Raw genomic sequence first — 25,848 nt, 5'->3', positions numbered from 1 at the left:
TGGCGGCTGGGGTGGAACTACCCACTTGGGGAGAGGTGGCGTGGGGGCAAATCGCGGGAAAAATACCGCAAAAACGTAGGCGCCTACCCTGAAGGAGGTAGGCCGGAGAGGTGGGTGCGGTGTCATTGGGGGTAAAGTGGGGTCGCCAACCGCACGGCTGCGTAACATATTCCCGACCTGCTTTATTCCCGAGGAATACGCCCCATGCACTACACGCAACAGCTGGCCGGCCGCGCCCTGATCGCCGCCACTGCCCTGTTCACTGCCAATTTCTCCGTGTGGATTCTGTACGCGGTGATCGGGCTGGATTTCGCCACGCACCTCGCGTTGTCCGCCACCGAGTTCGGTGTGCTGTTGGCGGCGCCGATGCTGAGCGGCGCACTGCTGCGCTACCCGGCGGGTCTGCTCAGTGAACGCTGTTCCGCGCGCCGGCTGCTGGTGTGGCAATCGCTGCTGCTGGTACCCGCGCTGCTGTTGCTGCCGCGGGTGCATGGTTATGTAGCGTTGTTGTGGCTCGGGCTGTGGCTGGGGATTGCGGGGGTGAGCTTTGTGTTGGGGGTTCGCTACCTGAGCTCCTGGTTCGAGTCGCGCAATCAGGGTTTTGCGCTCGGCGTATTTGGTGCCGGCAATGTGGGGGCGGCCATTGCGCTCGCCTGCGCGCCGGCGGTGGCCAACTGGCTGGGCGACGCGATGGTTGGGCCGGTATTCGCCACCGGTTTACTGCTGGTGACGTTGCTGTTCGCGCTGTGGGCGCCGGAGGAAACACCCTATATGCGCAGCCGCCGGCAGCCGTCGCTGTCGTTCCATCTCGAGCCGCTTACCGATCTGCGGGTGTTGCGCTTCGGGCTGTATTATTTTTTTGTCTTCGGCAGTTTTCTCGCGCTGCTATTGTGGCTGCCGCGCTATTACGTGTCCGCCTACGGCGCGGACACCAAAACCGCCTTTTTGCTGACGCTGCTGTTCGCCACCCTGTCGAGTTCGGTGCGCGCGGTGGGCGGCTGGTTTGCCGACCGTTTTGGCGCGCGCGCGGTGAACTGGAGCGTGTTCTGGACCTGTCTGGTGTGCCTGTTCTTCCTCAGTTACCCGCCCACCAGCATGACCATCCACGGTGTCGAGCGCGACGTGCAGCTGAATATCGAGGTGGGCATTGAACTGTTTACCCTGTTGATTCTGGTAATCGGTATTGCCCAGGGCTTCGGGCGCGCTTCGGTGTACCGCATCGTGTTCGACAAGTATCCGCGGCAGATGGGCAGTGTCAGCGGGCTGGTGTCTTCCATCGGCGCACTCGGCGGTTTCAGCCTGCCGGTGTTGTTCGGTATGGCACAGGACATTGTGGGTATTCACAGCGCCGCGTTCATGGTGCTTTACGGCATACTGGCCTGCTGCATGCTGGTGATGTATCTGGCGCTTAAACGCGAGCGCACGCGGGAGCGGCTGATGTTTGCCCGTGCGCATAACTTTCTGCACGACGCCGATACGCTGCCGGATCTGCCCCTTCGGGAGTAGCGTGGCGCGACCGGGGGAGTAGCGGCGCAGCGCTGTGCCACTTTCGGGTGAATTTCCCGCACGGCGCGGTCGCGATAGTTTCCCTACCCGGAACTGTCATCGCCGCTGAGGAAACCCCATGAAAACATGCCGTCTTGCCCATGCCGTCCGCCACACCCTGTTCATCGCCGCCGGCAGTGTCGTTACCCTGCCCGCCGTCGCGGAGACCGTGAACACTGTCACCGATGCCCTGATGGGCGGCGACGTGTGCCTGGGGCTCCGCTACCGCTTCGAAGGCGTGGATCAGGACAATTTCAGCGAGGACGCGAGCGCCTCCAGCCTGCGCTCGCGTCTCACCTGGACGAGCGGCGACTACCGCGGCTTCACCGGCGTGCTGGAACTGGATGATGTCAGCGCCATCGGCAATCAACACTACAACTCCACCATCAACGACAACAGCACCTACCCGGTGGTAGCGGACCCAGTGGGGACCGAAGTCAATCAGGCCTATATCCGATACCGCGGGGAAAACTCCGTGGCAACCGCCGGTCGCCAGCGTATCAATCTCGACGGTCAGCGCTTTGTCGGCGGTGTGGGCTGGCGCCAGAACGAGCAGACCTATGACGGATACCGCTACCAGTACGGCTCGGAAAAGAGCCTGCAGCTGGATTACAGCTACGTATACAACGTCAACCGGATTTTCGGCGAAGACAGCGTCAATGCCGACCTCAGCGGCGATATCCAGCTGTTCCATGGAAGTTACCCGGTGACAGAGCGCCACAGGCTCAGCGCGTTTGTCTACGAGCTGGACTTCGACCGCGCGGCAAACGCATCCAGCCGAACTCTGGGCGTCGACTACAAGGGTGGCTTCGGCCCGCTCAAGGCCAGGCTAAGCTACGCCAGACAAACCGAAACCGGCGACAGCGCCCTGGCGTACAGTGCCCCCTACTATCTGGCGGAACTTGGTGCGGCGCTGGGCACGGTAAACATGTGGGTTGGCGGCGAAGTGCTGGGGGCCGACAACGGCAGCGGCTTTGCCACGCCGCTCGCCACATTGCACAAATATCAGGGCTTCGCCGACAAGTTCCTGGCAACACCGGCAGATGGCGTCGAGGATCTGTATGTCGGTGTCGCCATGAAGGTTGCAGGAGGCAACCTCGACATAACCTATCACAGCTTCAGCGCCAGCGAGGGTGGGGCGGATTACGGCGGTGAGTGGGACCTCAGCTTTGCACGCAAACTGACCGAGCAGTTGAGTGGCGAAATCAAGTACGCCAGTTACCGTGCCGACACCTTCAGCGTGGATACCGACAAAGTGTGGCTGATGTTCACTGCGAATTTCTGAAGCGCAAACCCGGGTTGTAAAAGGTTGTGGATGACGTTTTTCAACAAGCCGCTAAAACGGGGCTCTCCTGCTCGCGACATACACTCCTCCCCCGGGAGTACCACCATTGCCCCGAGCGGAATAATACGGTGTTGATACACTGACTGCGGTTTAAACACCGAGTCCCTTTACCTACACGGCCACTGCCGCAGGGTGCCGGGACCGTGGCCATACCGGCCACCAGGGTTGCGCGGGAAACCGCGCGGCCTCCTGAATCTGGAAAGGCGTTTAATGTTACAAGACAGTTTTGGGCGCAGGTTCTACTACCTGCGCCTGTCCGTGACCGACATCTGCAATTTCCGCTGCAATTACTGCCTGCCGGATGGCTATCAGTGCGGCCAGTCGAGTGCGCGGGAAAATCCGCTCAGCGTTGTCGAGGTGGGCACGGTGGTAGGAGCCTTTGCTTCCCTCGGCACGGAAAAGGTACGCCTTACCGGCGGAGAACCGTCGCTGCGTAAAGATCTGGAGCAGCTGATCGAAACCGTCAAAAGCGTCGACGGCATCGGTCGTGTGGCCATCACTACCAACGGCTACAGACTCCCCATGGAAATCGACGCCTGGCAGCGCGCCGGGCTGGATCAACTCAACGTCAGTATCGACAGCCTGGACCCGCAGCAATTCCGGGCAATTACCGGCCACGACAAGCTGGATACAATCCTGTGTGGTATCGACCGCGCGCTGGCACTGGGCATTCCCACCAAAGTCAATGCGGTGTTACTGCGCGAGCACAACTTCGCCGAGTTCAATCACTTTCTCGAGTGGATCCGGGTCACACCGGTGAGCCTTCGCTTTATCGAGCTGATGCGCACCGGCGACAACCGCGATTTCTTTGCCAGCAACCATGTAGCCGGCAGCGATATCGAAAAGCTGCTGCTGCGCACCGGCTGGGAGCAGGTGGTGCGTCCCCGCGATGCCGGGCCGGCGAAAGAATACGCCCATCCGGACTATGCCGGTCGCATTGGCCTGATCATGCCCTATAGCAAAGATTTCTGTGTCAGTTGCAACCGGCTGCGCATGTCTGCCCAGGGCGCGCTGCACCTGTGCCTGTTTGCAGAGCAGGGCATCGATCTGCGCGATGCCATCGGCGGCGGCGATCACCAGGCGCTGGCGGAGCAGATCCGCGCCGCCGTGTGTGGCAAGAATGCCAGTCACCAGCTGGCCAGCGGCTTTACCGGTGCCACCCGCAACCTGGCGATGCTGGGAGGCTGAACGGTGTCCCGGCAGTTCACCAGTTGTGGCGCGCGCCAGCTGACGATGCCTGTGCGTGCGCAGAGCTTCAGCAACATGAATACCCCCGCCGAATACGCGGCGAACTACCCGCAACAACTTTTACCTGAATCAGACTGAACGGACGGACGCATTATGGCTGGACACGCTGAACAAACTTTCGAGCCCCTCAATATCGCGGTGTTGACCGTGTCCGACACCCGCACCAGCGACAACGACACCTCCGGCGCCTATCTGGTGGATGCGCTGCAGCACGCGGGCCACCGGCTGATGGAAAAACTGATCGCCCCCGACGATGTGTACCAGCTGCGCGCGGTGATCTCGCGCTGGATCGCCGAGCCGCAGATCCAGGTGGTGCTGGTCACCGGCGGCACCGGGTTTACCGATCGCGACTCCACCCCGGAGGCACTGCTGCCACTGTTCGACAAAACCGTGGAGGGGTTCGGCGAACTGTTCCGGCATATTTCATTCGGCGAGATCGGCAGTTCCACGGTGCAATCGCGCGCACTCGCCGGGTTGGCCAACCACACCCTGATCTGCTGTATGCCCGGCTCTACCGGCGCCTGTCGCACTGCCTGGGAAGGCATCCTGCTCCAGCAGCTGGACTCGCGTCACCGCCCCTGTAATTTCGTGCCGCATATCCGCGCGGCGCAGCCAGCCTGCGAATCCCGGGAGTGATGGGATGAGCCGGTTGACCCATCTCAACGAGCGCGGTGAGGCAAACATGGTGGACGTCACGGATAAAGCCATAAGCGAACGCAGTGCCCGCGCCGAAAGTGCCGTGCACATGAGTGCCGAAGCGTTCGAGCTGCTGGTGACCGGCAGCAACAGGAAAGGCGATGCACTGTCAGTGGCGCGCATTGCCGGTATCCAGGCGGCGAAGAAAACCTCTGAGCTGATTCCGCTGTGCCACCCGCTGGCACTGACCAAAGTGGACGTGGAATTTGAATTGTTGCCCGAGAAGCACTGCGTGCACATTTTTAGCTACTGTCGCCTTGCCGGCCGTACCGGGGTGGAAATGGAAGCACTGACTGCCGCCGCGGTGGCGGCACTGACCGTCTACGACATGTGCAAGGCCGTGGACCCGGCAATGGAGATCGGCCCCACCCGCCTGGTGGAAAAATCCGGCGGCAAACGGGGGCACTGGCACTGTGATGAGGTGACACATGGTTAAGGTTCTGTTTTTTGCCAGCCTGCGCGCGCGCCTGGGCACGGCCGAGCACTGTTTGGAAGATTTTTCCGGCAGCGTGGCCGAGTTGCGCAACCGTCTCGGTGAGCTGTTCCCTGACTGGCAGGCGCCGCTGCAAGCTGCCGATATTCAGGCGGCGGTCAACCAGGAGATCGCCGCGGCGACTACCCGGATTACCGATGGCGATGAAGTCGCATTTTTCCCGCCGGTCACCGGAGGTTGAGAGGCGATGGATTTTATTGACGTCCGCACGGCGCCCTTTGCGGTGGGCGATGAGTATGCGGCACTGCGCGCGAACAACCGCAGCGACGGAGCCAGCGCCCTGTTTGTTGGTTCGGTGCGCGACTTCAATGCCGGGGTCGGTGTCAGCGGCCTGGCGCTGGAACACTATCCGGGCATGACCGAAAAAAGCCTGCAGCGCATCGTCAGTGACGCACGCACCCGCTGGGAACTGGGCCGGGTGCGCCTGCTGCACCGTGTCGGCGCCATGGCCGTGGAGGAGGATATCGTATTCGTGGGAGTAACCAGCCCCCACCGCCAGGCGGCGTTCGCTGCCTGCCAATACATTATGGATCGCCTCAAGACGGAGGCCCCCTTCTGGAAGCTGGAATCCGGCGAGACCGGCGACACCTGGGTGGCCGCCCGCGACAGCGACCGACGGGAGCTGGAAAAGTGGGCCCGATAGCAATGTGAATTTTCGATGGGAAAACTACGTGATCAGTCATAAAGATCGTATCCGCTACAGTCGCCAGATCATGTTGCCGCAAATGGGCGAAGCGGCCCAAGAGAAGCTTGCCAGTGCCCGGGTGATGGTAGTGGGGCTGGGAGGCCTGGGTTGTCCGGCCGCGCTATATCTCGCTTCAGCAGGTATTGGTGAACTGCATCTGGTCGATGGAGATACGTTGGCGCTGTCGAATTTACAGCGCCAGATCCTGTACAAATCAAACCACATTCACAAGCCTAAGGCGCTGGTTGCCGCCCAGCAATTGGGGGCCGTGAACCCACATATCCGGATACTGCCTTATGTAAAAAAGGCAAGCGAGGCCTGGCTTTCAGAACACGCGTCTCGCGTGGATCTGGTACTGGACTGTACCGATAACCAGCGAATTCGCCAGAGTATTAATCGGGTCTGCAGGGAGATGGCGGTACCCGTGATCATGGCCTCAGTGCAGGGCTTTTCGGGTCAGTTGGTAAGCTTTGATTTTCGTCGAAAGGGTTCACCATGCTACACCTGTTTTTTTCCGGATACTGAACAGGAACGAGTGGATAACTGTGAGACATCAGGTGTTATTGGACCTGCACTGGGAATTGTCGGTAGTGCTCAGTCACTTGAAGCGATCAAGTTATTGGCGGGCCTGCCACTTGGCAGCCTGGATACCCTGCAAGTTTTCGAGGCGGAAACGCTCGACTGGCGCCGCCTCTCGCTTGGGAAGGAACGATGTGCAGGTTGTGCGGAGCCTATGGCGATAGCGCGTTGAGCGCACAGCTTTCCGCATGCACGACTAGTGGTTCATATAGTGGTTCATACGCTGCTGCGGACCCGCATGAGTGAGGGCGGCGGGCCGGCTCAAAGTTGCAACCGCCCACCGAGGAATTCGAGAAAGGCCGCAATCCGCGGCGAAACGGCACCGCTTCGATAGTAAACCGCCTGCACCGGCTCGCGCGGGTTCGGGCTCTGCAGCGCTTCGCCAAGCACACTGACCAGATGCCCATGCGCAATGTCCTGGCGAACCATGAAATTCGACAGCAGGGCGATGCCCTGACCGGCGAGTGCCAGTTGCCGTATGGCTTCCCCGCTGCTGGACGCGATTTGTGGCTGAAATGGCTGCGGTTGGCGAAACGGCAGAATGTTGAGGTGCGCGGCGTCGGCAAATCCGATCAACGTATGCTGCTCGAGATCTGCGATGTGCAGCGGCGTGCCCGCTTGCTCGAGATACGCCGGGCTCGCGACCAGGTGTAACGGGCTGCGCCCCAGCAAGCGCGCGTGCAGATTGGAATCTTCCAGCGTACCAATGCGAATAGCCAGATCGGTGCGCCGTTCGATCAGATCGATGATCTGTTCGTTGGCAATTAGCTCCAGCCGGATTTCCGGGTAGGCCGCGCGAAATGCCGGTACCAGCGGCACCAGCTGGTGCAGCAGGAACGGCGTGGCGGCGTCTACCCGCAAACGGCCAGCGGGGCGGCGATGTTGCACACGCAGATTTTCCTCGGCGGAGGCCAACAGCTGCAGGCCATCGCGAATGGTCGCGACGAAACTCTGTCCTTCCTCGGTCAGCTCCACCCGCCGCGTGGTGCGGTTCAGCAGCGTGGCTCCCAGCTCGGACTCCAGGCGGGTTACCGCGCGAGATACCCGGGCTACCTGGATATCCAGCAACCTGGCTGCGGCGGAGAACCCGCCGGTATCTACAACCGCCAGCAGGATTTCCAGGTCTTCGGTGCGCGAGACTATTGTCATATCTGCAAAATTCTTTTGTGTTTGCCACTGTTTTTGTGAAAGGTAGCCATCGCCATACTCCGCCGCAACAGAAACCTGCGGAGTGATTGATATGCCCCTTGCATTACTGGCACTGGCGCTCAGCGCCTTCGCCATTGGCACAACGGAATTCGTGATAGTCGGACTTGTGCCAACCATCGCCCATGACCTGGCGGTGTCCCTGCCTTCAGCGGGGTTACTGGTCAGTCTGTATGCCCTTGGTGTCGCCGTGGGCGCACCTGTGCTCACGGCGTTGACCGGGCGCTGGAACCGCAAGGCGGTCCTGCTGAGCGTAATGGGCCTGTTTACCCTGGGTAATCTGCTGGCCTGGCTGGCCCCGGGCTATGGTTCGCTGATTGCCGCGCGCGTCGTGACCGGACTGGCACATGGCGTGTTTTTCGCCATCGGCTCTACCATTGCCACGAGTCTGGTGAGCAAAGACAAAGAGGCCGGTGCCATTGCTCTGATGTTCACCGGACTCACGGTGGCGCTGGTTACCGGCGTGCCGCTCGGTACCTGGATCGGGCAGCACTTCGGCTGGCGCGCCACTTTCCTGATCGTGTCTGCGCTGGGATTGATCGCGCTGGTGGGCAGTGCGCTGCTGGTGCCGGCCAATCTCAGGCAATCCACGCCGGCCAGCGTCAAACAGCAACTGGCGGTGTTGACCGAACCGCGCCTGCTGCTGGTTTATGCCATGACCGCGCTCGGCTACGGGGGTACATTTACCGCATTCACCTACCTCGCGCCGATCCTTGAACAGGTCAGCGGTTTCGCCCCGGTGGCGGTCGGGCTGATCATGCTGGTGTACGGCGTGTCCGTCGCGGTGGGGAATATCTGGGGCGGCAAACTGGCGGATCGCCGCGGTCCGGTGGCGGCGCTCAGTATCATTTTCACCGCACTGGCCGCGATTCTCACCCTGTTTACCTTCACCGCGGGCTATCCGCTGGCGGCGGTGCTGACGGTGCTGGTCTGGGGTGCCTTTGCGTTTGGCAACGTGCCTGGGCTGCAGGTGTATGTGGTGCAGCTGGCCGAGAAACACGCACCGCAGGCGGTGGATGTGGCATCGGGCCTGAATATCGCCGCGTTCAATATTGGCATTGCCATCGGCGCCGTGCTCGGCGGTGCGGTGATCGAGCATCGCCAGCTTATGGATACCCCCTGGATCGGCGCGTTGATCGTGCTGCTCGCGCTGGCGCTGACGCGCCTGTCCGGTCTGCTGGATCGCCGTGACGCAGACCGCACGGCGTTGGCGGCTGGTGGTAATCGCGGATAAGCAACTGCGATAACAACACGTTAAAAATGATGACTGAATTTGAATCAGCTTGAACGGAGTAGAAAAAACCATGGCACAGATACCCGAATTTGGACTTGGCACCTTCCGGCTCGAAGGTGAACAGGCCGAGCAATCGGTCAGGATGGGACTGGAACTGGGATACCGCCATATAGATACCGCCCAGATATACGGCAATGAAGCGGATGTAGGCAGGGCGATTGCCGGCAGCGGTATACCGCGCGCGGAAATTTTCCTGACCACCAAGGTGTGGCTGGAAAACCTCGGCGAGGATCGCTTTCTCGACAGTGTGCGTGAAAGCCTGCAAAAGCTGCACACCGACTATGTGGACCTGTTGCTGATTCACTGGCCGGCGGGAGAGCAGGGGCCGCCGATGGCCGACTATCTGAAGCGATTGGCGGACACAAAAACATCCGGCCTCGCGCGGGCCATTGGTGTATCCAACTTCACCACGACACAAGTAGAGGAAGCGGTCGCGGTCCTGGGCGAGGGCGCAATCGCGACCAATCAGGTGGAAATACATCCCTATTTCCAGAATCGTCGAGTGGTTGAGTGCTGTCGCCAACGTGGTATTGCCGTCACCGGCTATATGCCACTGGCCTATGGCAAGGTACTCAATGATGAAACTCTGGGACAGATTGCCGGGAGCCACCGAGTCGGCATTGCGGAAGTCGTGCTTGCCTGGAGCCTGGCCCGGGGCATTGTCACTATTCCCTCGTCAACCAACCGGACGCACCTGGCCAGCAATCTCGCTGCACAGTCTTTGCAGCTGACGCCGGCAGAACTGCGGCAAATAGATGCGCTGGAGCGGGGCGAGCGGCTGGTGAATCCCGGGTTTGCCCCGGCGTGGGATGATTGAGTCCGGCGCGGAGCTTGGTGGTGTGATACTACGCGGGCCATAAACGGACATAAACGCAATAAACAGCAAAGGCCACCCGGAGGTGGCCTTTGCCTAGTGGCCCGAGAGGATTAGCTTCGCCCTTTGGGCTCGCTGCTCTCCGGCGCTTTGCGCCCGCGAGTCGAACCTGGGATTTGGTCGAAACCCGCGGACAAGGGACGATATATAAAAAGGCCACCCGTTGGGTGGCCTTTTTATATATGGCCCGCCCGAGAGGATTCGAACCTCTGACCTTTGCCTCCGGAGGGCAACGCTCTATCCAGCTGAGCTACGGGCGGAAAACGCGCGGCGGGACAGCCAGCGCGGACGCGGATTATACAGAAGCCGGGGGGCGGGGCAAAGGCCGGATTTCAGTGTCCGGCCATCCGGCTGTTTGTGGGAGGTGGCGGGATGATCGGAGTGCCGGCGGCGGAGTGTCGAATACGTCGCAAGTCGGGCGTCATCTGTCGCGGGGTTAGCCGTCGCGTGTGGAGGCGTTTGGGGTCTGCTCGGGGCTGAACTGCGGGCGGCGCGGCCTGTTGCTGCGCCAGGAGGACAGTACCGGAGTGGATTTTAGCCGCACAAATAGAGGGCACCCCGGAACGGGCAATATCTTTGAGTTAAAACGGTGCGGAAACCCAAGGCGCGGCCAGATAGTGGTGCTGTTGACCAGCAACCGCCGCGAAAATGATGAAATCACCATCGCACATGTCAGTGAAATTGCAATCGGGGTGATCCTGTGTGGTTGCGGCAGGCAAATGGGCGGTCAGGATTCCTGAGAAAAACCTGACCGGACGGTTAATGATTGGCACGGTCGTTGCTCTTTATGGTGCAAGGATTTACGGAAACACACCAGCAACCATAACGACCACCGAAGACCACTGGCCGGCAGACCTGTCAGCCGCGGGTGCGGTGCTAAGGAATCTGACAAATGAGCAAGGCCTTCACTCACACCCTTATCGCAACCGCCATTGCCGCAAACCTGCCCGCTGTGGCCATCGCTGCCGAGGGTGAGGCAAGACGCAAAGCGGCGGTACTGGAAGAAGTCACCGTGACGGCCCAGCGCCGCGTCGAGGGGTTGCAGGAGGTGCCGATTTCCGTCGCCGCCCTGTCCGGGGAGCGCTTTGACAGCATGTTTACCGCGGGCGACGACATTCTCGCGCTGGCGGCGCTGGTGCCGAATCTCTATGCCGAGTCTTCCAACGGCCGCGCCGCGCCACGGTTCTATATTCGCGGGCTGGGCAACGCGGATTTCGATCTCGCCGCGTCACAACCGGTTTCGATCATCTTCGATGACGTGGTGCAGGAAAACGTGGTGCTGAAAAGTTTCCCGATTTTCGATGTAGAGCAGGTGGAGGTGGTGCGCGGTCCCCAGGGTACGCTGTTCGGCCGCAATACCACCGCTGGTGTGATCAAGTTCGATAGCCGCAGGCCCACCTGGGAAGGCGACGGCTATATGAAAGTGGCGGCAGGGGAACTGGGCACCGCGAATATCGAGGGCGCCTTTGGCGGCGCGCTGGTGGAAGACAAACTGGCAGGGCGTATCTCGGTACTGCGGCAGGAGCGCGGCGACTGGATCGATAACAGCTACACCGGTGAAGACGATGCGATGGGCGGCTTTACCGAACTGGCTGCGCGTGGGCAGTTGCTGTGGACCCCGGCGGACAACTTCTCCGCGCTGCTGAATGTGCACCAGCGCGATCTCGACGGCACCGCCAGCGTATTCCGCGCAAATATCTATGAACAGGGTGCCCAGGGTGAACTCAACGAAAATTTCGACCGCGATTCGGTGTACTTCGACAGCGGCGACAACAACCCGCAGAAATACCAAAGCGCCGGCTCCTCCCTGAAGCTGGAGTGGGACCTGGGCGACGTGCTGCTGACCAGTATCTCCGCCTACGAGCGTGCCGACGGCTCCAGCAAAGGCGATATCGACGGCGGTGTGGCAGGCGACGGCCCCGGCTTTATTCCGTTTGATGCGGTTACCGAAGACCGGGCGGATGTCTCCCAGCTCACTCAGGAAATTCGTCTCGCCAGCAATACCAATGATCCGCTGCGGTGGCAGCTGGGTGGTTTCTATTACGACTCCGACCTGGATGTGACCAGCATCGATGGTTTCTACGGCGCTACCACCGTCCGTCACGGCAACACCTCCTGGGCGCTGTTCGGCCAGACCTCCTACGATTTCAGCGATGCGCTCACCGGCACCCTGGGCCTGCGCTACACCTACGACGAAAAGTCGCTGGTGGTCGGTGAGCAGAACGTCGACGGGTTTGCCCTGGTCATCGATGCCGCCAGTATCCAGGACTACGAGCCGGTGGAGATCGACGATGGCCAGCTGAGCTGGGAGGCCAGCCTGAACTATGTTCTCAATGACGAATCCAGTGTCTATGGCCGTATCGCGGAAGGCTTCCGCGCCCAGTCCATCCAGGCACGCGATGTGGCTTTCGAGGGCAGCCCATCCATCGCCGACTCGGAAACCATCACGTCCTTTGAAGTGGGTTACAAGGCGGACCTGCTGGAAGATACTCTGCGCCTCAATGTCGCGGTGTTTTACTACCAGATTGACGATATCCAGTTGACCGCCGTTGGTGGCGGCGGCAACTTCAATCGTCTGCTGAATGCGAACAAGGGCGTGGGCAAGGGCTTTGAGGTAGATCTGGAGTGGGTGGCGACGGACAATCTGCTGCTTACCGCCGGTGCCGGCTTCGCGGATACCGAAATCCAGGATGCCGGCCTTACCACAGCCTACTGTGGGTCCGGCCAGTGTACCGTTACCGATCCGGTGCCGGTTGACGGCCTCGCCATGATCGACGGCAATCCTTTCCAGTCCGCGCCGGAGAGCGTGTTCAATTTTACCCTGCGCTACAGCCTGCCGGTGGGCAGCGAAGGTGAAATATTTCTGTTCACCGACTGGGCCTATCAGGGGGAAACTCACCTGGCGCTGTATACCGCCGAGGAGTACACCATTGACAACCAGTTTGAGGGAGGGCTGCGCCTGGGGTACACCAGCTTTGTCGGCGATTACGAGATGGCGTTGTTCGGGCGCAACATTACCGACGAGGAAAACATCAAGGGTCAGATCGATTTCAATAATCTGACCGGCTTCGTCAACGACCCGCGTGTCCTCGGGGTGGAATTCCGCAAGAATTTCTGATTCGCATTCAATTGCCACATTCACCCGGTACACTCTTTTCTGGGCGTGTTTTCCGGGTTAATCCTGTTTCTGCAGCTGGAGTTTTATCGTTACCATGGCCAAGCGATTCAAGCCTGCCATCTTCCGCACACTGGGTATCTGCGCGAGCCTGCTGGCGGGCATTGTGAGTCCATCCGCCGGCGCGGCTGAACAATGGTTCGAGGCGTTCAAGGCCTCCGCCGACGACCGCGATCTCTACCGTTTTCTCTACGCATTGCCGAAGGGTGGAGACCTGCACAATCACCTGACCGGCTCCAACTTCAGCGAATGGTGGTACCAGCTGGCCACCAATAAAAAACTGAACGGCGGCTACGAATACTACACCCGCGTGCGCATCGACAACTGCGCCGGCTACGGCCACGACATGTTCGGCATGGCCCCCTATCTTATGTATTTCCGCAATCTGCAGGCCTCCAGTTATCAAGCACTTTCCGATTGCGAAAAAGGCGAGTACAAAAAAATCGACGCGCTGGATCCAGGGGAAAAAACTGCCTGGATGAACAGTCTGCGCCTGGATAAAAAGCACGAGGGACGCGAGGAATTTTTCCAGACCCACTGGCAGCGCCTCAACGATCTCGGCCGCAACCCGTACATCAATGCCGAGATGCTGGTGAAAAATATGCAGGCCTTCGCCCGCGAGGGTCTCAGCTATCTCGAGACCATGGAAGGGACCCGCTTTTATACCCGCCCCGACGGCAGCGCGTTTACCCCGGACGAGGTGGCGGATATTTTCCGCAAACGGCTGGCGCAGTCCGATGCCGTAGCCACCGGCGTGACTGCGCGCATGCAGTATTACCTGTTGCGATTTATCGGCAACGCCGAGGAAGACCTGGAATGGATTTACCGCTTTGTGAATAAAAATCGCGACCTGTTTGTGGGAATCAACATGGTCGGCCGCGAGGACAACGACAAAGGCTACCCGCTGCGTTTCCTGCCCACCCTGCGCAAGTTGCGCCGGGATATTCCGGGCATCCCGCTGGCGATTCACGCCGGCGAAGTGGATGAACCCAATCACCATGTGCGCGATACGCTGTTGTTGGGCGCTTCGCGGATCGGCCATGGGGTAAACCTGATTAGCGACCCGGACACCATGCTGCTGATGCGCAACAGCGACTATCTGGTGGAGATCAACCTGATCAGTAACCTGCTGCTGGACTATGTGGATGACTACAGCCAGCACCCCTTCCCGGAATACCTGCGCATGGGCATTCCGGTGGCGCTGTCCACCGATGACCGCGGCATGTGGGATTCCAATATGACCGATGAATATTTTGTTGCCGTCAAAGAGTTCAACCTGTCGTGGGAGGAATTGACCTCCCTGGCCCGCAACTCCCTGCAACACAGTTTTGCCGACGACGAAACCAAGCGCGCACTGTTACAGGACTATGAGACTCGGCTGGAACAGTTCAAGAAGCGCTTCCAGCGCCACGGCTCCGCAGCACTCGATGACGTGGTACCGCGCAGTCACGGCTTTATCTGCAAGCACTACAAGCTCTGTGAATTCTCCACACCGGTCATGGCCGCCAATTGAAATTATTGACGAGAACCCGAGAGAAAAATGATGTTGAAACATTCGCTCTGTAAACGAACGCTGTCCTCTGCACTGTTTTCGCTGCTGGTGTTGGCAGGCTGTGAAAAAAAGGCCGAAACGCCCGCGGAAAACCAGAGTAGCCAATCGTCTTTGCCGATTCCGGTGAAAGTCGTGGTGGTGAACATGTTTGAAATCGGTGAAGACGAGGGGGATACCGCCGGCGAATTCCAGCTCTGGAAGGAGCGCCAGAAGTTGAGTCAGCGCTTTCCGTTCCCGCAATCCCACCACGACCTGTTCCTGAATCCGGAAACCGGCGTGCTGGGTATGGTGACCGGCATGGGTACCAATAAATCCTCCTCGGCGGTGATGGCGCTGGGCCTGGATCCGCGCTTTGATCTCCGCAAGGCCTATTGGCTGGTGGCCGGTATCTCCGGTTTCGATCCGGCGGATGCCTCTATTGGTTCCGCTGCCTGGGCGGAGTGGCTGGTGGACGGCGATCTGATGCACGAAATCGACAGTCGCGAACTGCCGGAAGACTGGTCCACCGGCATTTTTCCACTGTTCAGCAAGGGCCCCTACCCGGAGAAACGCCCGCCGAATCAGGGGGAGGTGTTCCGCATCAACGGCCAGCTGACCGAATGGGCATTTCAGCTTACCAAGGATATCGATCTGGGGGATGACGAGACCATCGCCGAGAATCGCAAAAAGCTCACCGACTTCCCCAACGCGCAGCGCAAACCGTTTGTGCTGAAGGGCGACAATCTGGCGGGTATGACTTTCTGGCACGGTGACCACCTGAACCGCTGGGCGAACCAGTGGGTGGACTACTGGAGCGAGGGGCAGGGCAGCTTTGTTTCCTCGGCGATGGAGGACACCGGCACCGCTCAATCCCTGGCCTACCTCGACCGCGCCGGCAGGGCGGACTACAACCGCCTGATGGTCCTGCGCACCGCCAGCAACTTTACCGTGCCGCACCCGGGAATGACCGCAGCGGAAAGCCTGCTCAGCGAGGGCGAGGACTACGCCGGCCTGCAGCTGTCACTGGAGAGCGCCTACCGCGTGGGCAGCCGCGTGGTGGATACCCTGGTGAACGACTGGGATACCTATCGGGACCAGATGCCCTACGCCGCAAACGCCCACTGACTTGCCCGATTTCCCCCCACCGGGGCAAGCGGATGTGGCACAGGCCTTCGCAGGGGCCGGCGCTATGCTTATAATGCGCGGCTGTTTGACAGAGGTTTGTGGCGATTGCGCCGAAATCTACGGGCCGGCTTGGGCCTTCAGGGGGATTGGATGAGAGTAGTTTTGAATTTCGTGGCGGCCCTGGCCGTAGCGGCTGGCGCGGCCATGGCTGTGGCCCAGTCTGTGGATGAACAGATCGCCGAGCGCATTGCGCCTGCTGGTCAGACCTGCATGAAGGGCGATGAGTGTGCGGCGGCAGCGCCCGCGGCAGCGGCCTCTTCCGGCGGTGCCCGCAGCGGTTCTGATGTATACAGCGGCCACTGCGCCGCCTGTCACGCGACCGGCGCGGCGGGTGCACCCAAGTTCGGCGACGCCGGCGCCTGGGGTCCGCGTATTGCCAAGGGTATGGATACGCTCTACACCCACGCGCTGAACGGTTTCAACGCGATGCCGGCGAAAGGTCTGTGTATGACCTGCTCCGACGACGAGGTAAAAGCGGCCGTTGACCATATGGTGGAAAACAGCAAGTAAGCGATCGCTTACCGTCGAGAATAAAAAGGCCGCTCAGTGAGCGGCCTTTTTTGTTTCTGGATTGTGCTGGATTTCTCTCTCGCCCGTCACACCGGCGCGGGCCGGTGCCCAGTGGGGCTGGATGCCGGATCGAGTCCGGCATGGCGGAGATAGTCACTCGGGCCATCCATGGTCGGTGTGCCGCATCACCTCGCCCTTCGGGCGGCCTTCGGCTGTGCTAAACAGCGTTCCGGCCGCTCCAGGTATTCACGGCGCCTTCGGCCCTGCCGTTTAGTCAAACATACTCAGCAGCGACCCCAACGTCTCCGCCCCCTTGGCCTGGTTCTGCTCCGGCGTCGCCTTGCCAAATCCCTCGAACACGCAGTCTTCCTGCGGCAGTTCGTCGAGGAAGCGGCTGGGGGTGGTGTCCTGGTTCTCGCCGAACATCTTGCGCTTGCCCGCCAGGGTCATGGTCAGGGTGCGCTGGGCGCGGGTGATGCCCACATAGGTGAGGCGGCGCTCTTCCTGAATATTGTCGTCCTCGATGCTGTTGCGGTGCGGCAGCAGGTTTTCCTCCATGCCGATCATGAATACATGGGGGAACTCCAGGCCTTTGGCCGCGTGCAGGGTCATCAGGCTGACCTTGTCGGTGGCTTCCTCTTCCTCCTGGCGGTCGAGCATATCGCGCAGGATCAGCTTGGAGATGGCCTGTTCCAGGCGCACATCCTGCTCCAGCTCGTCGTCGGTGCCCTCCATGGTTTTCATCAGGCTGTCCAGCAGCCAGTAGACGTTCTCCATGCGTTTCTCGGCGACCTTCTCGCTGCTGGCGTTCTGCGACAGCCAGCCGGCGTAGTCGATGTCGTCGAGCATTTCGCGCAGGGCGGTTTCCGGGTTGTTGTCGACGCAATTGCGGGCGACACCCTGCAGCCAGTGGGCGAAGCGGTTCAGGCGCTCGTAGCCCTGCTCGGTGATGTGCTCCTTGAAGCCGATCTCGGTACACGCCTGCAGCATCGACACCTCGCGGCCCTTGGCGTAGTTGCCGAGTGCCTCCAGGCTGCTGGTGCCGATCTGGCGGCGCGGGGTGTTGATGATGCGCAGGAAGGCGTTGTCGTCGTCCGGGTTTACTAACAGACGCAGGTAGGCCATCACGTCCTTGATCTCCGCGCGGGCGAAGAAGCTGGTGCCGCCGGACATTTGATACGGAATTTGGTTTTCCTGCAGCTTCATTTCGATAAGTCGCGCCTGATGGTTGCCGCGGTACAGCACCGCGAAGTCCATAAACTTGGCGCCGCGGCGGGCCTTCTGCAGGAAGATCTCGTTGGCGACGCGCTCCGCTTCCTCGTTCTCGTTGGTGGTCTTGAGCACGCGGATTTCGTCGCCGAGGCCCTTGTCGGACCACAGCGCCTTGTCGAATTCGTGCGGGTTGTGGGCGATCAGGTGGTTGGCCACCTTGAGGATGCGGCTGGTGGAGCGGTAGTTCTGTTCGAGCTTGATCAGGCGCAGGTTTGGGTAGTCCTGTTTGAGCTGGCTCATGTTCTCCGGGCGCGCGCCGCGCCAGGCGTAGATGGACTGGTCGTCGTCGCCCACCACGGTGAGGCCGCCGCGGCTGCCCACCAGCAGTTTCACCATCAGGTACTGGGAGCTGTTGGTGTCCTGGTACTCGTCCACCAGCAGGTAGCGGATCTTGCGCTGCCAGCGGTACAGCAGCTCCGGATCGGATTCGAACAGCTGCACCGGGATCAGGATCAGGTCGTCGAAGTCGACGGAATTGTAGGCCTTGAGTGCCTCGCAGTAGCGCCCGTAGGCCACCGCCATCGCCTGCTCCCCGGGACTCTGCGCCAGTTCCAGCGCCTTGCGCGGGGTGAGCATGTCGTTCTTCCAGTTGGAGATCTGGTTCTGCACCCGGTCCAGCAGGTCGGTGTCCAGATCGCCGTCGCGCAGCATCAGCTCCTTGATCAGGCCGCGGGCGTCCTCGGCGTCGAAAATGGAGAAGCCGGGTTTGAAGCCGGCGGCGCGGTGCTCCTTGCGCAGGATGTTCAGGCCCAGGTTGTGGAAGGTGGACACGGTGAGGCCGTGGGAGGCCTTGGACTTCTTGCCGTCCGGGCCCACGATCAGCTTGCCGACGCGCTCTTTCATCTCCCGCGCGGCCTTGTTGGTGAAGGTCAGTGCCGCGATATTTCGCGCCTGATAGCCGCACTCTTCGATCAGATAGGCGATTTTGCGCGTAATCACACTGGTCTTGCCGGAACCGGCGCCGGCCAGTACCAGGCAGGGTCCATCGACGTATTTGACAGCTTCCGCCTGGCGCGGATTGAGTTTGGTCATAGGGGTACAGCGGAGTTGGCAGCGACTGAAACAACGTGAAGGTGCGGATTCTATCAGCCGCGCCCCGGGTTGGCTGCGCCCGGGGTTGGATTTATATTGACCAACGCGACGAGAGAATTACCAGCGAGCAGCCAGAGAGAAATCCTGCTGCGCAGGCTCAGATAACAAAAAGCAGGCCGAACCATGAAGACCAGTACACCGCTGTCCCTGGTGGACCAATCCCGCAGTGAAAGCGCCTTTGGGCGCCTGATGCATTTCTGGCGCAAGACCTTGGGTCTGTCCCAGGAGCAGCTGTCGGAAGACCTCGGGGTCTCCACCCGCCATATCAGTTTTCTGGAAACCGGCCGCTCGCAGCCGTCGCGACTGGTGGCCGGCGCCCTGGCGGAATGCTTCGGCCTGAGCGCCCGCGACCGCGCCTACCTGCTCACTGCCGCGGGCTTCTCTGCCGACCAATCGGTGTTTGAGACCCCGGAACTGGCGGTGTGGATGAATAAGTCTATGCAGAACGCCATGGCGCGCGCGGAGCCCGAGCCGGCATTTGCGCTGGACAACTTCGGCCGCGTGATTTCGGTCAACCGGGCCTGGCTCGCCTTCTTCCTGCCGCGTGTGGACCCGGCACTGCTGGAGGCGCCCAACATGTACGAGCTGGTGATGAATCCCAATGGCCTGCGCCCACACCTGCACAATGGCACGGCCTTGTCCTGCGGCCTGGCCCTGTACCTGACCATGGAAACCCTGCAGAGCGACTCCCCGGAGGGCTGGGCCATGCTGGCGCGGCTGGAGGCCGCGGGGGCGCTGCCGGACAACTGGCCGCAGCTCGCGCGCCGCCTCATCCACACCAGCGATTACCCGCTGGCACTGAACACCGGCGAGGGCATCGTCAATCTCACTGTGTATAACGATACCCTCTCGTCCACCTCGCAACTGGTGCAACCGCGCCTGCTGATCGGCCGTATCTACCGCGACGACAACCGCCGGGTGGTGAGTGACGCGGAGCTGGCGGCGGTACCCGAAGATCACCCGCTGCTGTACCGCCAATTGCTGCGCGCCGGATCATTACCTGATAAATAATGGCCGCCCTCGCTGGCCGCGCCTAAGCTCGAAACACTGGATAACAATAAAGAGCAGCAGGCGATGGACCAGAGCAACTCCACCGATACTTCCCTTGATGCCAGTGCGTCGCAACGCGGCTGGCGCTGGGGCCCGTTTACCTTCCGCGTACCCTTCCTGCATTTAAAGTTCGTGCCCTCGCAGTTCGTGCAGGGTGTGGTGGTGGCGAGCGGCACCAGCCTGATCATGGCACCGGTGCTGATCGGCTACTTCGGCCTCAGCTTCGAGGAATCCCTGGCACTGCTGTTGCTGGCCAACACCATCCTGTGTGCGTCTTTCCTGCTGTTCGGCGAGCCTTTCGCACCGGGGATGCTCACGCCCGCCTTCCCGCTGGTGCTCACGTTCATTGTCGGCGGCTACCCCGAGGGGCCGGAGCGCTTCCAGGTGATGACCGCGCTGTCGCTGTCGCTCGCCGCCATCGCCACGGTGTTCAGCTTGTCTGGACTATCGCAGCGACTGATGCGCGCGCTGCCGGTGGCACTGAAAGCGGGGATCATTTTCGGTGCGGCGATCTCCGCGCTGGACCGGGTGTTCGTGAAAGATATCGCGCTGTTCCAGAGCCATCCCGTCAGCGCCACTACCGCGCTGGTGGTGGCGCTGCTGTTTACCTTCTCAGCGCCGGTACAGATGCTGCGCGCGCGCCACAAGTGGCTCGACAGCCTGTGCAGCCTCGGCCTGCTGCCGGGTTTTGTCGCCGCCGCGGTGGTGGGGGTGATCGCCGGCGAGATCCACTTCGATATCCGCTGGGGTCTGTTCATTCCGCCGGTGACGGAAACCCTCGCCAAGGTCTCCCCCTTCAGCATCGGCTGGCCGCCGCTGTCTATGTATGTGGACGTGCTGCCGCTGGCATTTGTGGCCTATGTGATCCTGTTCGGCGACTTCGTCACCGGCTCGGAAATGATTCGCAGCGCGCAGCCAGCGCGCGGTGACGACCCCATCGACGCGGACTTCGGCCGCAGCCAGCTGGCGGTGGCCGCGCGCAATGGAATCTCTGCCGTACTCGCGCCGCTGTTTCCCTACCAGGGCCTGCTGTGGACCGGCGTGCACGCGGTGATCATCCAGACCTGGCGCCGCGGTCGCGACAAAATGGCGGACCTGCACAGCGGCATCGGCTCCTACTACGGCTTCGGCCTGCCGCTGATCTACCTGTGCTGGCCCTGGATCAGCCTGATCAAACCCATCATGGCCATTGCCCTGATGCTCACTCTTGCACTCACCGCCTTCGCCTGCATCCTGGTGGCTGCGCCGCTGGTGAAGAAACCGCTGGAAATGGTCTGCGCGCTGGTGATCGGCTATATGCTCGCCATGTTCGACGTGTGGACGGCGCTCGCCGCCGCGGTATTCCTGTTGATCTGTATCAACGGCAGCCTGCCGCGCCGGAACCGGAGCGCCGAAGTGACAGGCGCGGTGCAAACACCAGAATAACTTTTACCTCCAGGGCGGATTTGTCTATAAAGGCACCTCAACGAGGTGCCTTTTTTCTTGCTGCTATCGAGCAAGCTTCAATATCCATGCTTCAACAACGATGCTTCAACCGATAAGCGGTTATCACCGCGACGACGAAAACCACTGGGTGGCCCAGCTCGCCTGCGGCCACAACCAGCACGTGCGCCACGATCCGCCCTGGCAGAACCGCCTCTGGGTCACCACCGCAGAGGGCCGTGCGCGGATGCTCGGCCATAAGCTCGACTGCAGGAAATGCGACGAGGGCGCGCCTGTTGATGAACGTCCGGATGAACAACCGCGGGAAGACTGCTAATGCCGAAGATCTGGGTCGATGCCGACGCCTGTCCCACCGTCATCAAGGAAATCCTGTTCCGCGCCGCCGAGCGCACCCAGACTGAGTTGACGCTGGTTGCCAACCAGTACGTGCGGGTACCGCCGTCGCCCTTTATTCGCGCACTGCAGGTAACCGCCGGTTTCGATGTTGCCGACAACGAAATCGTACAGCGCTGCGAGGGCGGAGACCTGATCATCACCGCGGACATTCCACTGGCGTCGGAGGTGATCGACAAGGGCGCTACCGCGCTCAACCCCCGCGGCGAAAAATATTCCAAGGCGAATATCCGCGCGCGCCTGAACATGCGCGATTTTATGGAAACCCTGCGCTCCAGCGGCGTCCACACCGGCGGCCCGCCGCCGCTGGGGCAGCAGGAGCGCAAGGCGTTTGCCGATCAGCTGGACCGCTGGTTGGCACAGGCCAGAAAAAACTAACCCGATAACCCGCAAGGTATAGCGATGGATACGTACGGAAATCGACTGGTTCCGTTTCACCAAAAACACTTGCCGAAGCTGATGAGCTGGATTGGTTCGCAGCAGCAGTGTACCCAGTGGGGTGGCCCAGGTTTTCGCTACCCGTTTGATTCTGAGAGCTTTTCCGAGGACTGTCGCTGGAAAGAGCTGCCAAGTTTTGCACTCGAGAATGCGCAGGGCGAACTGCTGGCGTTCGGACAGTTTTATAACCGCCTCGACCACTGCCATCTTGGGCGGCTGATAGTTGCGCCGTCCGCGCGCGGGCGCGGCGTGGGGAAGCAGCTCGTGCGCGGACTGGCGGCTCAGGGCCGTGAGGCACTGCATTTCACGCAGTGCTCGCTGTTTGTATTGAAAAATAATTCCGCGGCGAAGGCATTGTACGAAAAACTGGGTTTTGAAGTGTGTGATTATCCGGAAACCGTTGACTGGTTGGATGAGTGCCACTACATGACTGCGCCGGTGGAAAAATTACTGGAAGTGGAGCATTAAGGTGAAAAACGGTTTCGGTGCACTTGTGCAACAAATTTTCCTCGCGGTTGCCGCTGCCACAACGGCCATCACCGCCGCCGCAACGGAGCAGCCACTGCCACAGCTCACGGCATACGAGGTGCCGGAACCCTGGCGCACGCCGGTGGTGCCGCTGCAGATTGCCGAGCACACCTGGCAGATCGGCACTGAGGAACTCACCGCCCTGCTGGTGAAAACCGATGCCGGAGCGGTGCTGATCGACGGCGGCATGCCGCAGGCGGCAGAGCATCTGCTGGCGAATATGCGCAAACTCGGTATCGAGCCCTCGGAACTCAAGTTTATTTTCCACAGTCACGCGCACGCCGATCACGCCGGCCCGCTGGCGGAAATACGGCGTATCTCTGGCGCGCGCCTGGTGAGTAATGCCGAGTCCGGGCGGCTGCTGGCGAGCGGCGGTGCAGGGGATATTCACTTTGGCGACGGGTTGATGTTTCCGCCAGTGGACGTCGATCGCTATGTTCTGGATGGCGAAACTGTCGAACTGGGGAATGTGCAGTTTCAGGTGCATTTTATTCCCGGCCACACTCCCGGCAGCATGGCCTGGACCTGGCAGGACAGGCGCGATGGCAAAGTTGTGGACATCGCCTATGTGGACAGCCTTACCGCGCCGGGATATCAGTTGCTCGATAACCCGCGCTACCCGCACCTGCTGAACGACTTCCGCTTTACCTTCGCTAAGGTACGCGATCTCCCCTGCGACCTGTTGCTGACACCGCACCCGGGCGCCAGTGGCTGGCGCTATGTCGAGGAAGCAAAACAGGAAACAGAAATGGACTGCAAAAGCTATGCGGTGCAGGCACAGCTTCAGCTCGACAAACAGCTGGAAAAGCAGCGTCAGGAAAAAAAGCAGGACAAACACTGATATGCGCATCGAGCCAACAACGCAGCGCCTGCAACTGCGCCAGTGGCGGGACAGCGACCGTACACCGTTTGCGTTGATGAATGCGGACCCGGCCGTGATGGAATTTTTTCCGGCACTGTTGAGCCGCGCCGAGAGCAATGCGGCAATCGACCGCCAGATCGCGCATATCGAACAGCACGGCTGGGGATTCTGGGCGGTGGAAACGCTGGAGGACCAGCAGTTTATCGGTTTTGTCGGCATCAAAAACGTGACCGAGGATATGCCGTTTGCGCCGTCCGTGGAGATCGGTTGGCGTCTGTCGAGGCGGGCCTGGGGCAAGGGCTATGCCACCGAGGCGGCACGCGTGTGTCTGCAAGTGGGGTTTGAGGAATTGGGATTGAATGAGATCGTCTCGTTTACCGTTCCTGGAAATTTTCGCTCGCGCGCGGTGATGGAAAAACTGGGTATGCAGCAGGGCGAAAACTTTCTCCACCCGGCACTGCCGTCGGGGCATCCGATGCAGGAACACGTGCTTTATCGGTTAACAACCACGTTGTAGGAGCCTGCTTGCAGGCGAATGGTCCGGAGCACTGATCGGTTCGCTTGCAAGCAAGCTCCTACAGGGTGCCGCGCTAAACGGTTGCTATCGGTTTGCGGTCGAGATTGCGGTACGCCAGCGCTTCGGCAATCTGCGACACGCCGATATTCTCCTGTCCGCACAAATCGGCGAGCGTGCGCGCCACTTTCAGTACCCGGTGGTAACTGCGTGCCGACAGGCCGAGTTTCTCCACCGATGCGCGCAGCAATGCACTTTCCGTTTTGCCCAGAGCGCAATGTTCATCCAGCTCGTGGCCTTTCAGTTCTCCGTTTATTTTACCCTGCCGCTGCAACTGGATTTCCCGCGCGGTGCGCACCCGCTCGCGCACGGTCGCGGACTTTTCCCCGGGCGGGGACTCCTGCAGTTGTGCGGCGCTCATACTGGCCACTTCCACCTGCATGTCGATGCGATCAAGCAATGGGCCGGAGAGTTTGTTGCGGTAGCGGTGTATCTGGTCCGGGGTGCAGCGGCAGCGGGTTTCGCCGAGATAGCCACAGGGGCACGGGTTCATCGCCGCCACCAGTTGGAAATCCGCGGGAAAGGTGACCTGGGCGCGGGCGCGGGAAATCCTCACTTCGCCGTTCTCCAGCGGTTCGCGCAGGATCTCCAGCGCGGAGCGGGGGAACTCCGGCATCTCGTCGAGAAACAGCACGCCGCGGTGGGCGAGGCTGATTTCTCCGGGGCGTGGGTCGCTGCCGCCGCCGACCAGCGCTGTGGGAGAGGCCGAGTGGTGCGGTGCGCGAAATGGCCGCTGGCGAATGCGCGCGAGCCCGGCGCTGGAATAGAGTGCGGCCACCTCAATCAGCTCGCGCTCGGTAAGTGGCGGCAGGATACCCGGAAGGCGACTCGCCAACATGGTTTTTCCTGTACCCGGCGGACCGTAAAACAACAGGTTGTGACTTCCGGCCGCGGCGACTTCCAGTGCGCGCCGCGCCTTCAGTTGGCCGCGCACATCCGCCAGATCTGCGCACAGTGCCTCCTCTTGCGTCTCGTCACCTACGGCATCCGGCAGCGGCTCGCGCCCGTGCAGCTGTGCGCACACCTGCAGCAGCGAAGAAGCGGCTTTGATGGGGGTGCCGATCAGTGCCGCCTCGGCGGCGGACTCCGAGGAAATCACCAGGGTGCGGTCGCAATCGCCACAGGCCATGGCCGCGGGCAGGGCGCCGGGAATAGGGCGCAGGCTGCCGGACAGGGCCAGCTCGCCGATAAATTCATACTGCTCGAGTGTATCCCTGGGCACCTGCCCGGAGGCCGCGAGGACGCCGATTGCGATGGCGAGGTCGTAACGACCGCCGGCCTTGGGCAGGTCCGCCGGAGCCAGGTTGACGGTGATGCGCCGCTGCGGGAACTCGAAATGACTGTTGACGATGGCGCTGCGCACCCGGTCGCGGCTCTCGCGCACCGCGGCCTCCGGCAATCCGACAATATTGAATGCCGGCAGCCCGTTGGCGAGATGGGTTTCCACGGTGACCAATGGCGCGTGAATGCCCAGCTGTGCGCGTGCATAGGTGATGGATAGGCTCACTTTCTTTCCCTGAACAATGGTCTTCCCTGAAATTCCGGCGCGGTTCCGGATTTTTTGACCAATTAGTTTTTGTCTCCCAGTTGCTCTTCAAGCGCTTTCAGTTGCTGTTCAAGATGGGCGAGCTTTTCCTCGGCCCGCGCCAGTTTGGCGGCCTGGATATCGAACTCGCGCTGGCTCACCAGCGGCAGTTTTCCCAGCGCCACCTCGAGCGCATCGCGCAGGTCGCCGCTGACAACTGCCCCTTGTTGTTGCAGTTCGCTTAATAACTGTTGCAATTTTTCCGCGGCCACGCGCAATTCTCCACTACAAATTCCAGCTTCAAC

26 protein-coding genes, 1 tRNA gene and 1 riboswitch are annotated in these 25,848 nt (G+C 61.0%); of the genes, 21 read left to right on the top strand and 6 right to left on the bottom strand.

Annotated elements, in window-relative coordinates; all coding sequences use genetic code 11:
- The first annotated feature begins 204 nt into the window (after positions 1-204).
- The 8 genes from FDY93_RS17965 (at position 205) to FDY93_RS17930 (ending at position 6,763) form a co-directional block, all read left to right on the top strand.
- Positions 205-1,506: an MFS transporter gene (locus FDY93_RS17965; protein ID WP_138237132.1), complete on the top strand. Its 1,302-nt coding sequence runs from the start codon at positions 205-207 to the stop codon at positions 1,504-1,506.
- A 118-nt stretch (positions 1,507-1,624) separates the two neighbouring features.
- Entirely contained in the window at positions 1,625-2,830 is a 1,206-nt protein-coding gene (locus FDY93_RS17960) for an alginate export family protein (RefSeq protein WP_138237131.1), read from the top strand.
- 143 nt (positions 2,831-2,973) lie between these two features.
- A riboswitch (molybdenum cofactor riboswitch) is annotated at positions 2,974-3,112 on the top strand.
- Positions 3,101-4,078 carry a GTP 3',8-cyclase MoaA gene (moaA, locus tag FDY93_RS17955; protein WP_138237130.1) on the top strand — a complete coding sequence of 326 codons (978 nt, stop codon included), beginning with the start codon at positions 3,101-3,103 and terminating at the stop codon, positions 4,076-4,078. It overlaps the preceding riboswitch by 12 nt.
- 153 nt (positions 4,079-4,231) lie before the next feature.
- The gene (gene moaB / locus FDY93_RS17950) at positions 4,232-4,774 is read left to right on the top strand and encodes a molybdenum cofactor biosynthesis protein B (RefSeq protein ID WP_138237129.1); all 543 of its coding nucleotides are present in this window, start codon (positions 4,232-4,234) and stop codon (positions 4,772-4,774) included.
- 4 nt (positions 4,775-4,778) lie between these two features.
- Positions 4,779-5,270 carry a cyclic pyranopterin monophosphate synthase MoaC gene (gene moaC, locus FDY93_RS17945; protein WP_138237128.1) on the top strand — a complete coding sequence of 164 codons (492 nt, stop codon included), beginning with the start codon at positions 4,779-4,781 and terminating at the stop codon, positions 5,268-5,270.
- The gene (locus FDY93_RS17940; RefSeq protein WP_138237127.1) at positions 5,263-5,508 is read left to right on the top strand and encodes a MoaD/ThiS family protein; all 246 of its coding nucleotides are present in this window, start codon (positions 5,263-5,265) and stop codon (positions 5,506-5,508) included. The genes moaC and FDY93_RS17940 overlap by 8 nt, the downstream gene beginning before the upstream one ends.
- A 6-nt stretch (positions 5,509-5,514) precedes the next feature.
- A complete protein-coding gene (gene moaE / locus FDY93_RS17935) occupies positions 5,515-5,970 on the top strand; it encodes a molybdopterin synthase catalytic subunit MoaE (protein WP_138237126.1) in 456 nt (151 codons plus the stop codon).
- A gap of 28 nt (positions 5,971-5,998) precedes the next feature.
- On the top strand, positions 5,999-6,763 hold the full coding sequence (locus tag FDY93_RS17930; RefSeq protein WP_138237125.1) for a HesA/MoeB/ThiF family protein: 765 nt from the start codon (positions 5,999-6,001) through the stop codon (positions 6,761-6,763).
- A gap of 89 nt (positions 6,764-6,852) precedes the next feature.
- On the opposite strand, the gene FDY93_RS17925 is transcribed toward FDY93_RS17930, so the two are convergent.
- On the bottom strand, positions 6,853-7,740 hold the full coding sequence (locus FDY93_RS17925; protein WP_138237124.1) for a LysR family transcriptional regulator: 888 nt from the start codon (positions 7,738-7,740) through the stop codon (positions 6,853-6,855).
- Positions 7,741-7,831: 91 nt separating this feature from the next.
- On the opposite strand from FDY93_RS17925, the gene FDY93_RS17920 reads away from it, so the two are divergent.
- Positions 7,832-9,031 carry an MFS transporter gene (locus FDY93_RS17920; protein ID WP_138237123.1) on the top strand — a complete coding sequence of 400 codons (1,200 nt, stop codon included), beginning with the start codon at positions 7,832-7,834 and terminating at the stop codon, positions 9,029-9,031.
- Between the two features lie 70 nt (positions 9,032-9,101).
- The gene (dkgB, locus tag FDY93_RS17915) at positions 9,102-9,908 is read left to right on the top strand and encodes a 2,5-didehydrogluconate reductase DkgB (protein ID WP_138237122.1); all 807 of its coding nucleotides are present in this window, start codon (positions 9,102-9,104) and stop codon (positions 9,906-9,908) included.
- Positions 9,909-10,148: 240 nt separating this feature from the next.
- On the opposite strand, the gene FDY93_RS17910 is transcribed toward dkgB, so the two are convergent.
- Both FDY93_RS17910 and FDY93_RS17905 read right to left on the bottom strand, forming a co-directional pair.
- Positions 10,149-10,225 (bottom strand) — tRNA-Arg (locus tag FDY93_RS17910).
- A 321-nt stretch (positions 10,226-10,546) separates the two neighbouring features.
- Positions 10,547-10,738 (bottom strand): hypothetical protein, encoded by a 192-nt coding sequence (locus FDY93_RS17905; protein ID WP_138237121.1) that lies wholly within the window; start codon positions 10,736-10,738, stop codon positions 10,547-10,549.
- A gap of 119 nt (positions 10,739-10,857) precedes the next feature.
- Here FDY93_RS17905 and FDY93_RS17900 point away from each other — a divergent pair, with 119 nt between their 5' ends.
- The 4 genes from FDY93_RS17900 to FDY93_RS17885 all read left to right on the top strand — a co-directional run bounded on the left by FDY93_RS17900 (position 10,858) and on the right by FDY93_RS17885 (position 16,366).
- A complete protein-coding gene (locus tag FDY93_RS17900; protein ID WP_138237120.1) occupies positions 10,858-13,083 on the top strand; it encodes a TonB-dependent receptor in 2,226 nt (741 codons plus the stop codon).
- A 94-nt stretch (positions 13,084-13,177) separates the two neighbouring features.
- Positions 13,178-14,653, top strand: a complete 1,476-nt coding sequence (locus FDY93_RS17895) for an adenosine deaminase family protein (protein WP_138237119.1) — start codon at positions 13,178-13,180, stop codon at positions 14,651-14,653.
- 30 nt (positions 14,654-14,683) lie between these two features.
- On the top strand, positions 14,684-15,796 hold the full coding sequence (locus FDY93_RS17890) for a purine nucleoside permease (protein WP_138237166.1): 1,113 nt from the start codon (positions 14,684-14,686) through the stop codon (positions 15,794-15,796).
- Positions 15,797-15,946: 150 nt separating this feature from the next.
- Complete coding sequence (locus tag FDY93_RS17885) at positions 15,947-16,366, top strand: c-type cytochrome (RefSeq protein ID WP_138237118.1); 420 nt, start codon at positions 15,947-15,949, stop codon at positions 16,364-16,366.
- Positions 16,367-16,636: 270 nt separating this feature from the next.
- On the opposite strand, the gene rep is transcribed toward FDY93_RS17885, so the two are convergent.
- Complete coding sequence (rep, locus tag FDY93_RS17880) at positions 16,637-18,670, bottom strand: DNA helicase Rep (RefSeq protein WP_138237117.1); 2,034 nt, start codon at positions 18,668-18,670, stop codon at positions 16,637-16,639.
- A 183-nt stretch (positions 18,671-18,853) separates the two neighbouring features.
- On the opposite strand from rep, the gene FDY93_RS17875 reads away from it, so the two are divergent.
- From FDY93_RS17875 to FDY93_RS17845, 7 genes are all read left to right on the top strand, one after another.
- Complete coding sequence (locus FDY93_RS17875) at positions 18,854-19,741, top strand: helix-turn-helix domain-containing protein (protein ID WP_138237116.1); 888 nt, start codon at positions 18,854-18,856, stop codon at positions 19,739-19,741.
- A 63-nt stretch (positions 19,742-19,804) separates the two neighbouring features.
- Entirely contained in the window at positions 19,805-21,205 is a 1,401-nt protein-coding gene (locus tag FDY93_RS17870; RefSeq protein WP_138237115.1) for a hypothetical protein, read from the top strand.
- Between the two features lie 100 nt (positions 21,206-21,305).
- On the top strand, positions 21,306-21,539 hold the full coding sequence (locus FDY93_RS17865; protein WP_138237114.1) for a DUF3565 domain-containing protein: 234 nt from the start codon (positions 21,306-21,308) through the stop codon (positions 21,537-21,539).
- Complete coding sequence (locus tag FDY93_RS17860; RefSeq protein WP_138237113.1) at positions 21,539-21,994, top strand: YaiI/YqxD family protein; 456 nt, start codon at positions 21,539-21,541, stop codon at positions 21,992-21,994. The genes FDY93_RS17865 and FDY93_RS17860 overlap by 1 nt, the downstream gene beginning before the upstream one ends.
- Positions 21,995-22,018: 24 nt before the next feature.
- Positions 22,019-22,522 (top strand): GNAT family N-acetyltransferase, encoded by a 504-nt coding sequence (locus tag FDY93_RS17855; RefSeq protein ID WP_138237112.1) that lies wholly within the window; start codon positions 22,019-22,021, stop codon positions 22,520-22,522.
- Positions 22,523-22,547: 25 nt separating this feature from the next.
- Positions 22,548-23,423, top strand: coding sequence for a subclass B3 metallo-beta-lactamase (gene bla / locus FDY93_RS17850; protein WP_138237165.1), 876 nt, complete (start codon positions 22,548-22,550; stop codon positions 23,421-23,423).
- 1 nt (position 23,424) lies between these two features.
- Positions 23,425-23,961 carry a GNAT family N-acetyltransferase gene (locus tag FDY93_RS17845; protein ID WP_138237111.1) on the top strand — a complete coding sequence of 179 codons (537 nt, stop codon included), beginning with the start codon at positions 23,425-23,427 and terminating at the stop codon, positions 23,959-23,961.
- A 73-nt stretch (positions 23,962-24,034) separates the two neighbouring features.
- Here FDY93_RS17845 and FDY93_RS17840 read toward each other — a convergent pair whose 3' ends face one another.
- Both FDY93_RS17840 and FDY93_RS17835 read right to left on the bottom strand, forming a co-directional pair.
- Positions 24,035-25,525, bottom strand: a complete 1,491-nt coding sequence (locus FDY93_RS17840) for a YifB family Mg chelatase-like AAA ATPase (RefSeq protein WP_138237110.1) — start codon at positions 25,523-25,525, stop codon at positions 24,035-24,037.
- A gap of 62 nt (positions 25,526-25,587) precedes the next feature.
- On the bottom strand, positions 25,588-25,815 hold the full coding sequence (locus FDY93_RS17835; protein ID WP_138237164.1) for an accessory factor UbiK family protein: 228 nt from the start codon (positions 25,813-25,815) through the stop codon (positions 25,588-25,590).
- Positions 25,816-25,848 lie beyond the last annotated feature (33 nt).

The organism is Microbulbifer harenosus (assembly GCF_005771435.1).
GTDB classification, from domain to species: domain Bacteria; phylum Pseudomonadota; class Gammaproteobacteria; order Pseudomonadales; family Cellvibrionaceae; genus Microbulbifer; species Microbulbifer harenosus.
The sequence above is the reverse complement of the archived record's forward strand: the minus strand, read 5'-3'. Positions and strand labels throughout refer to the sequence as shown.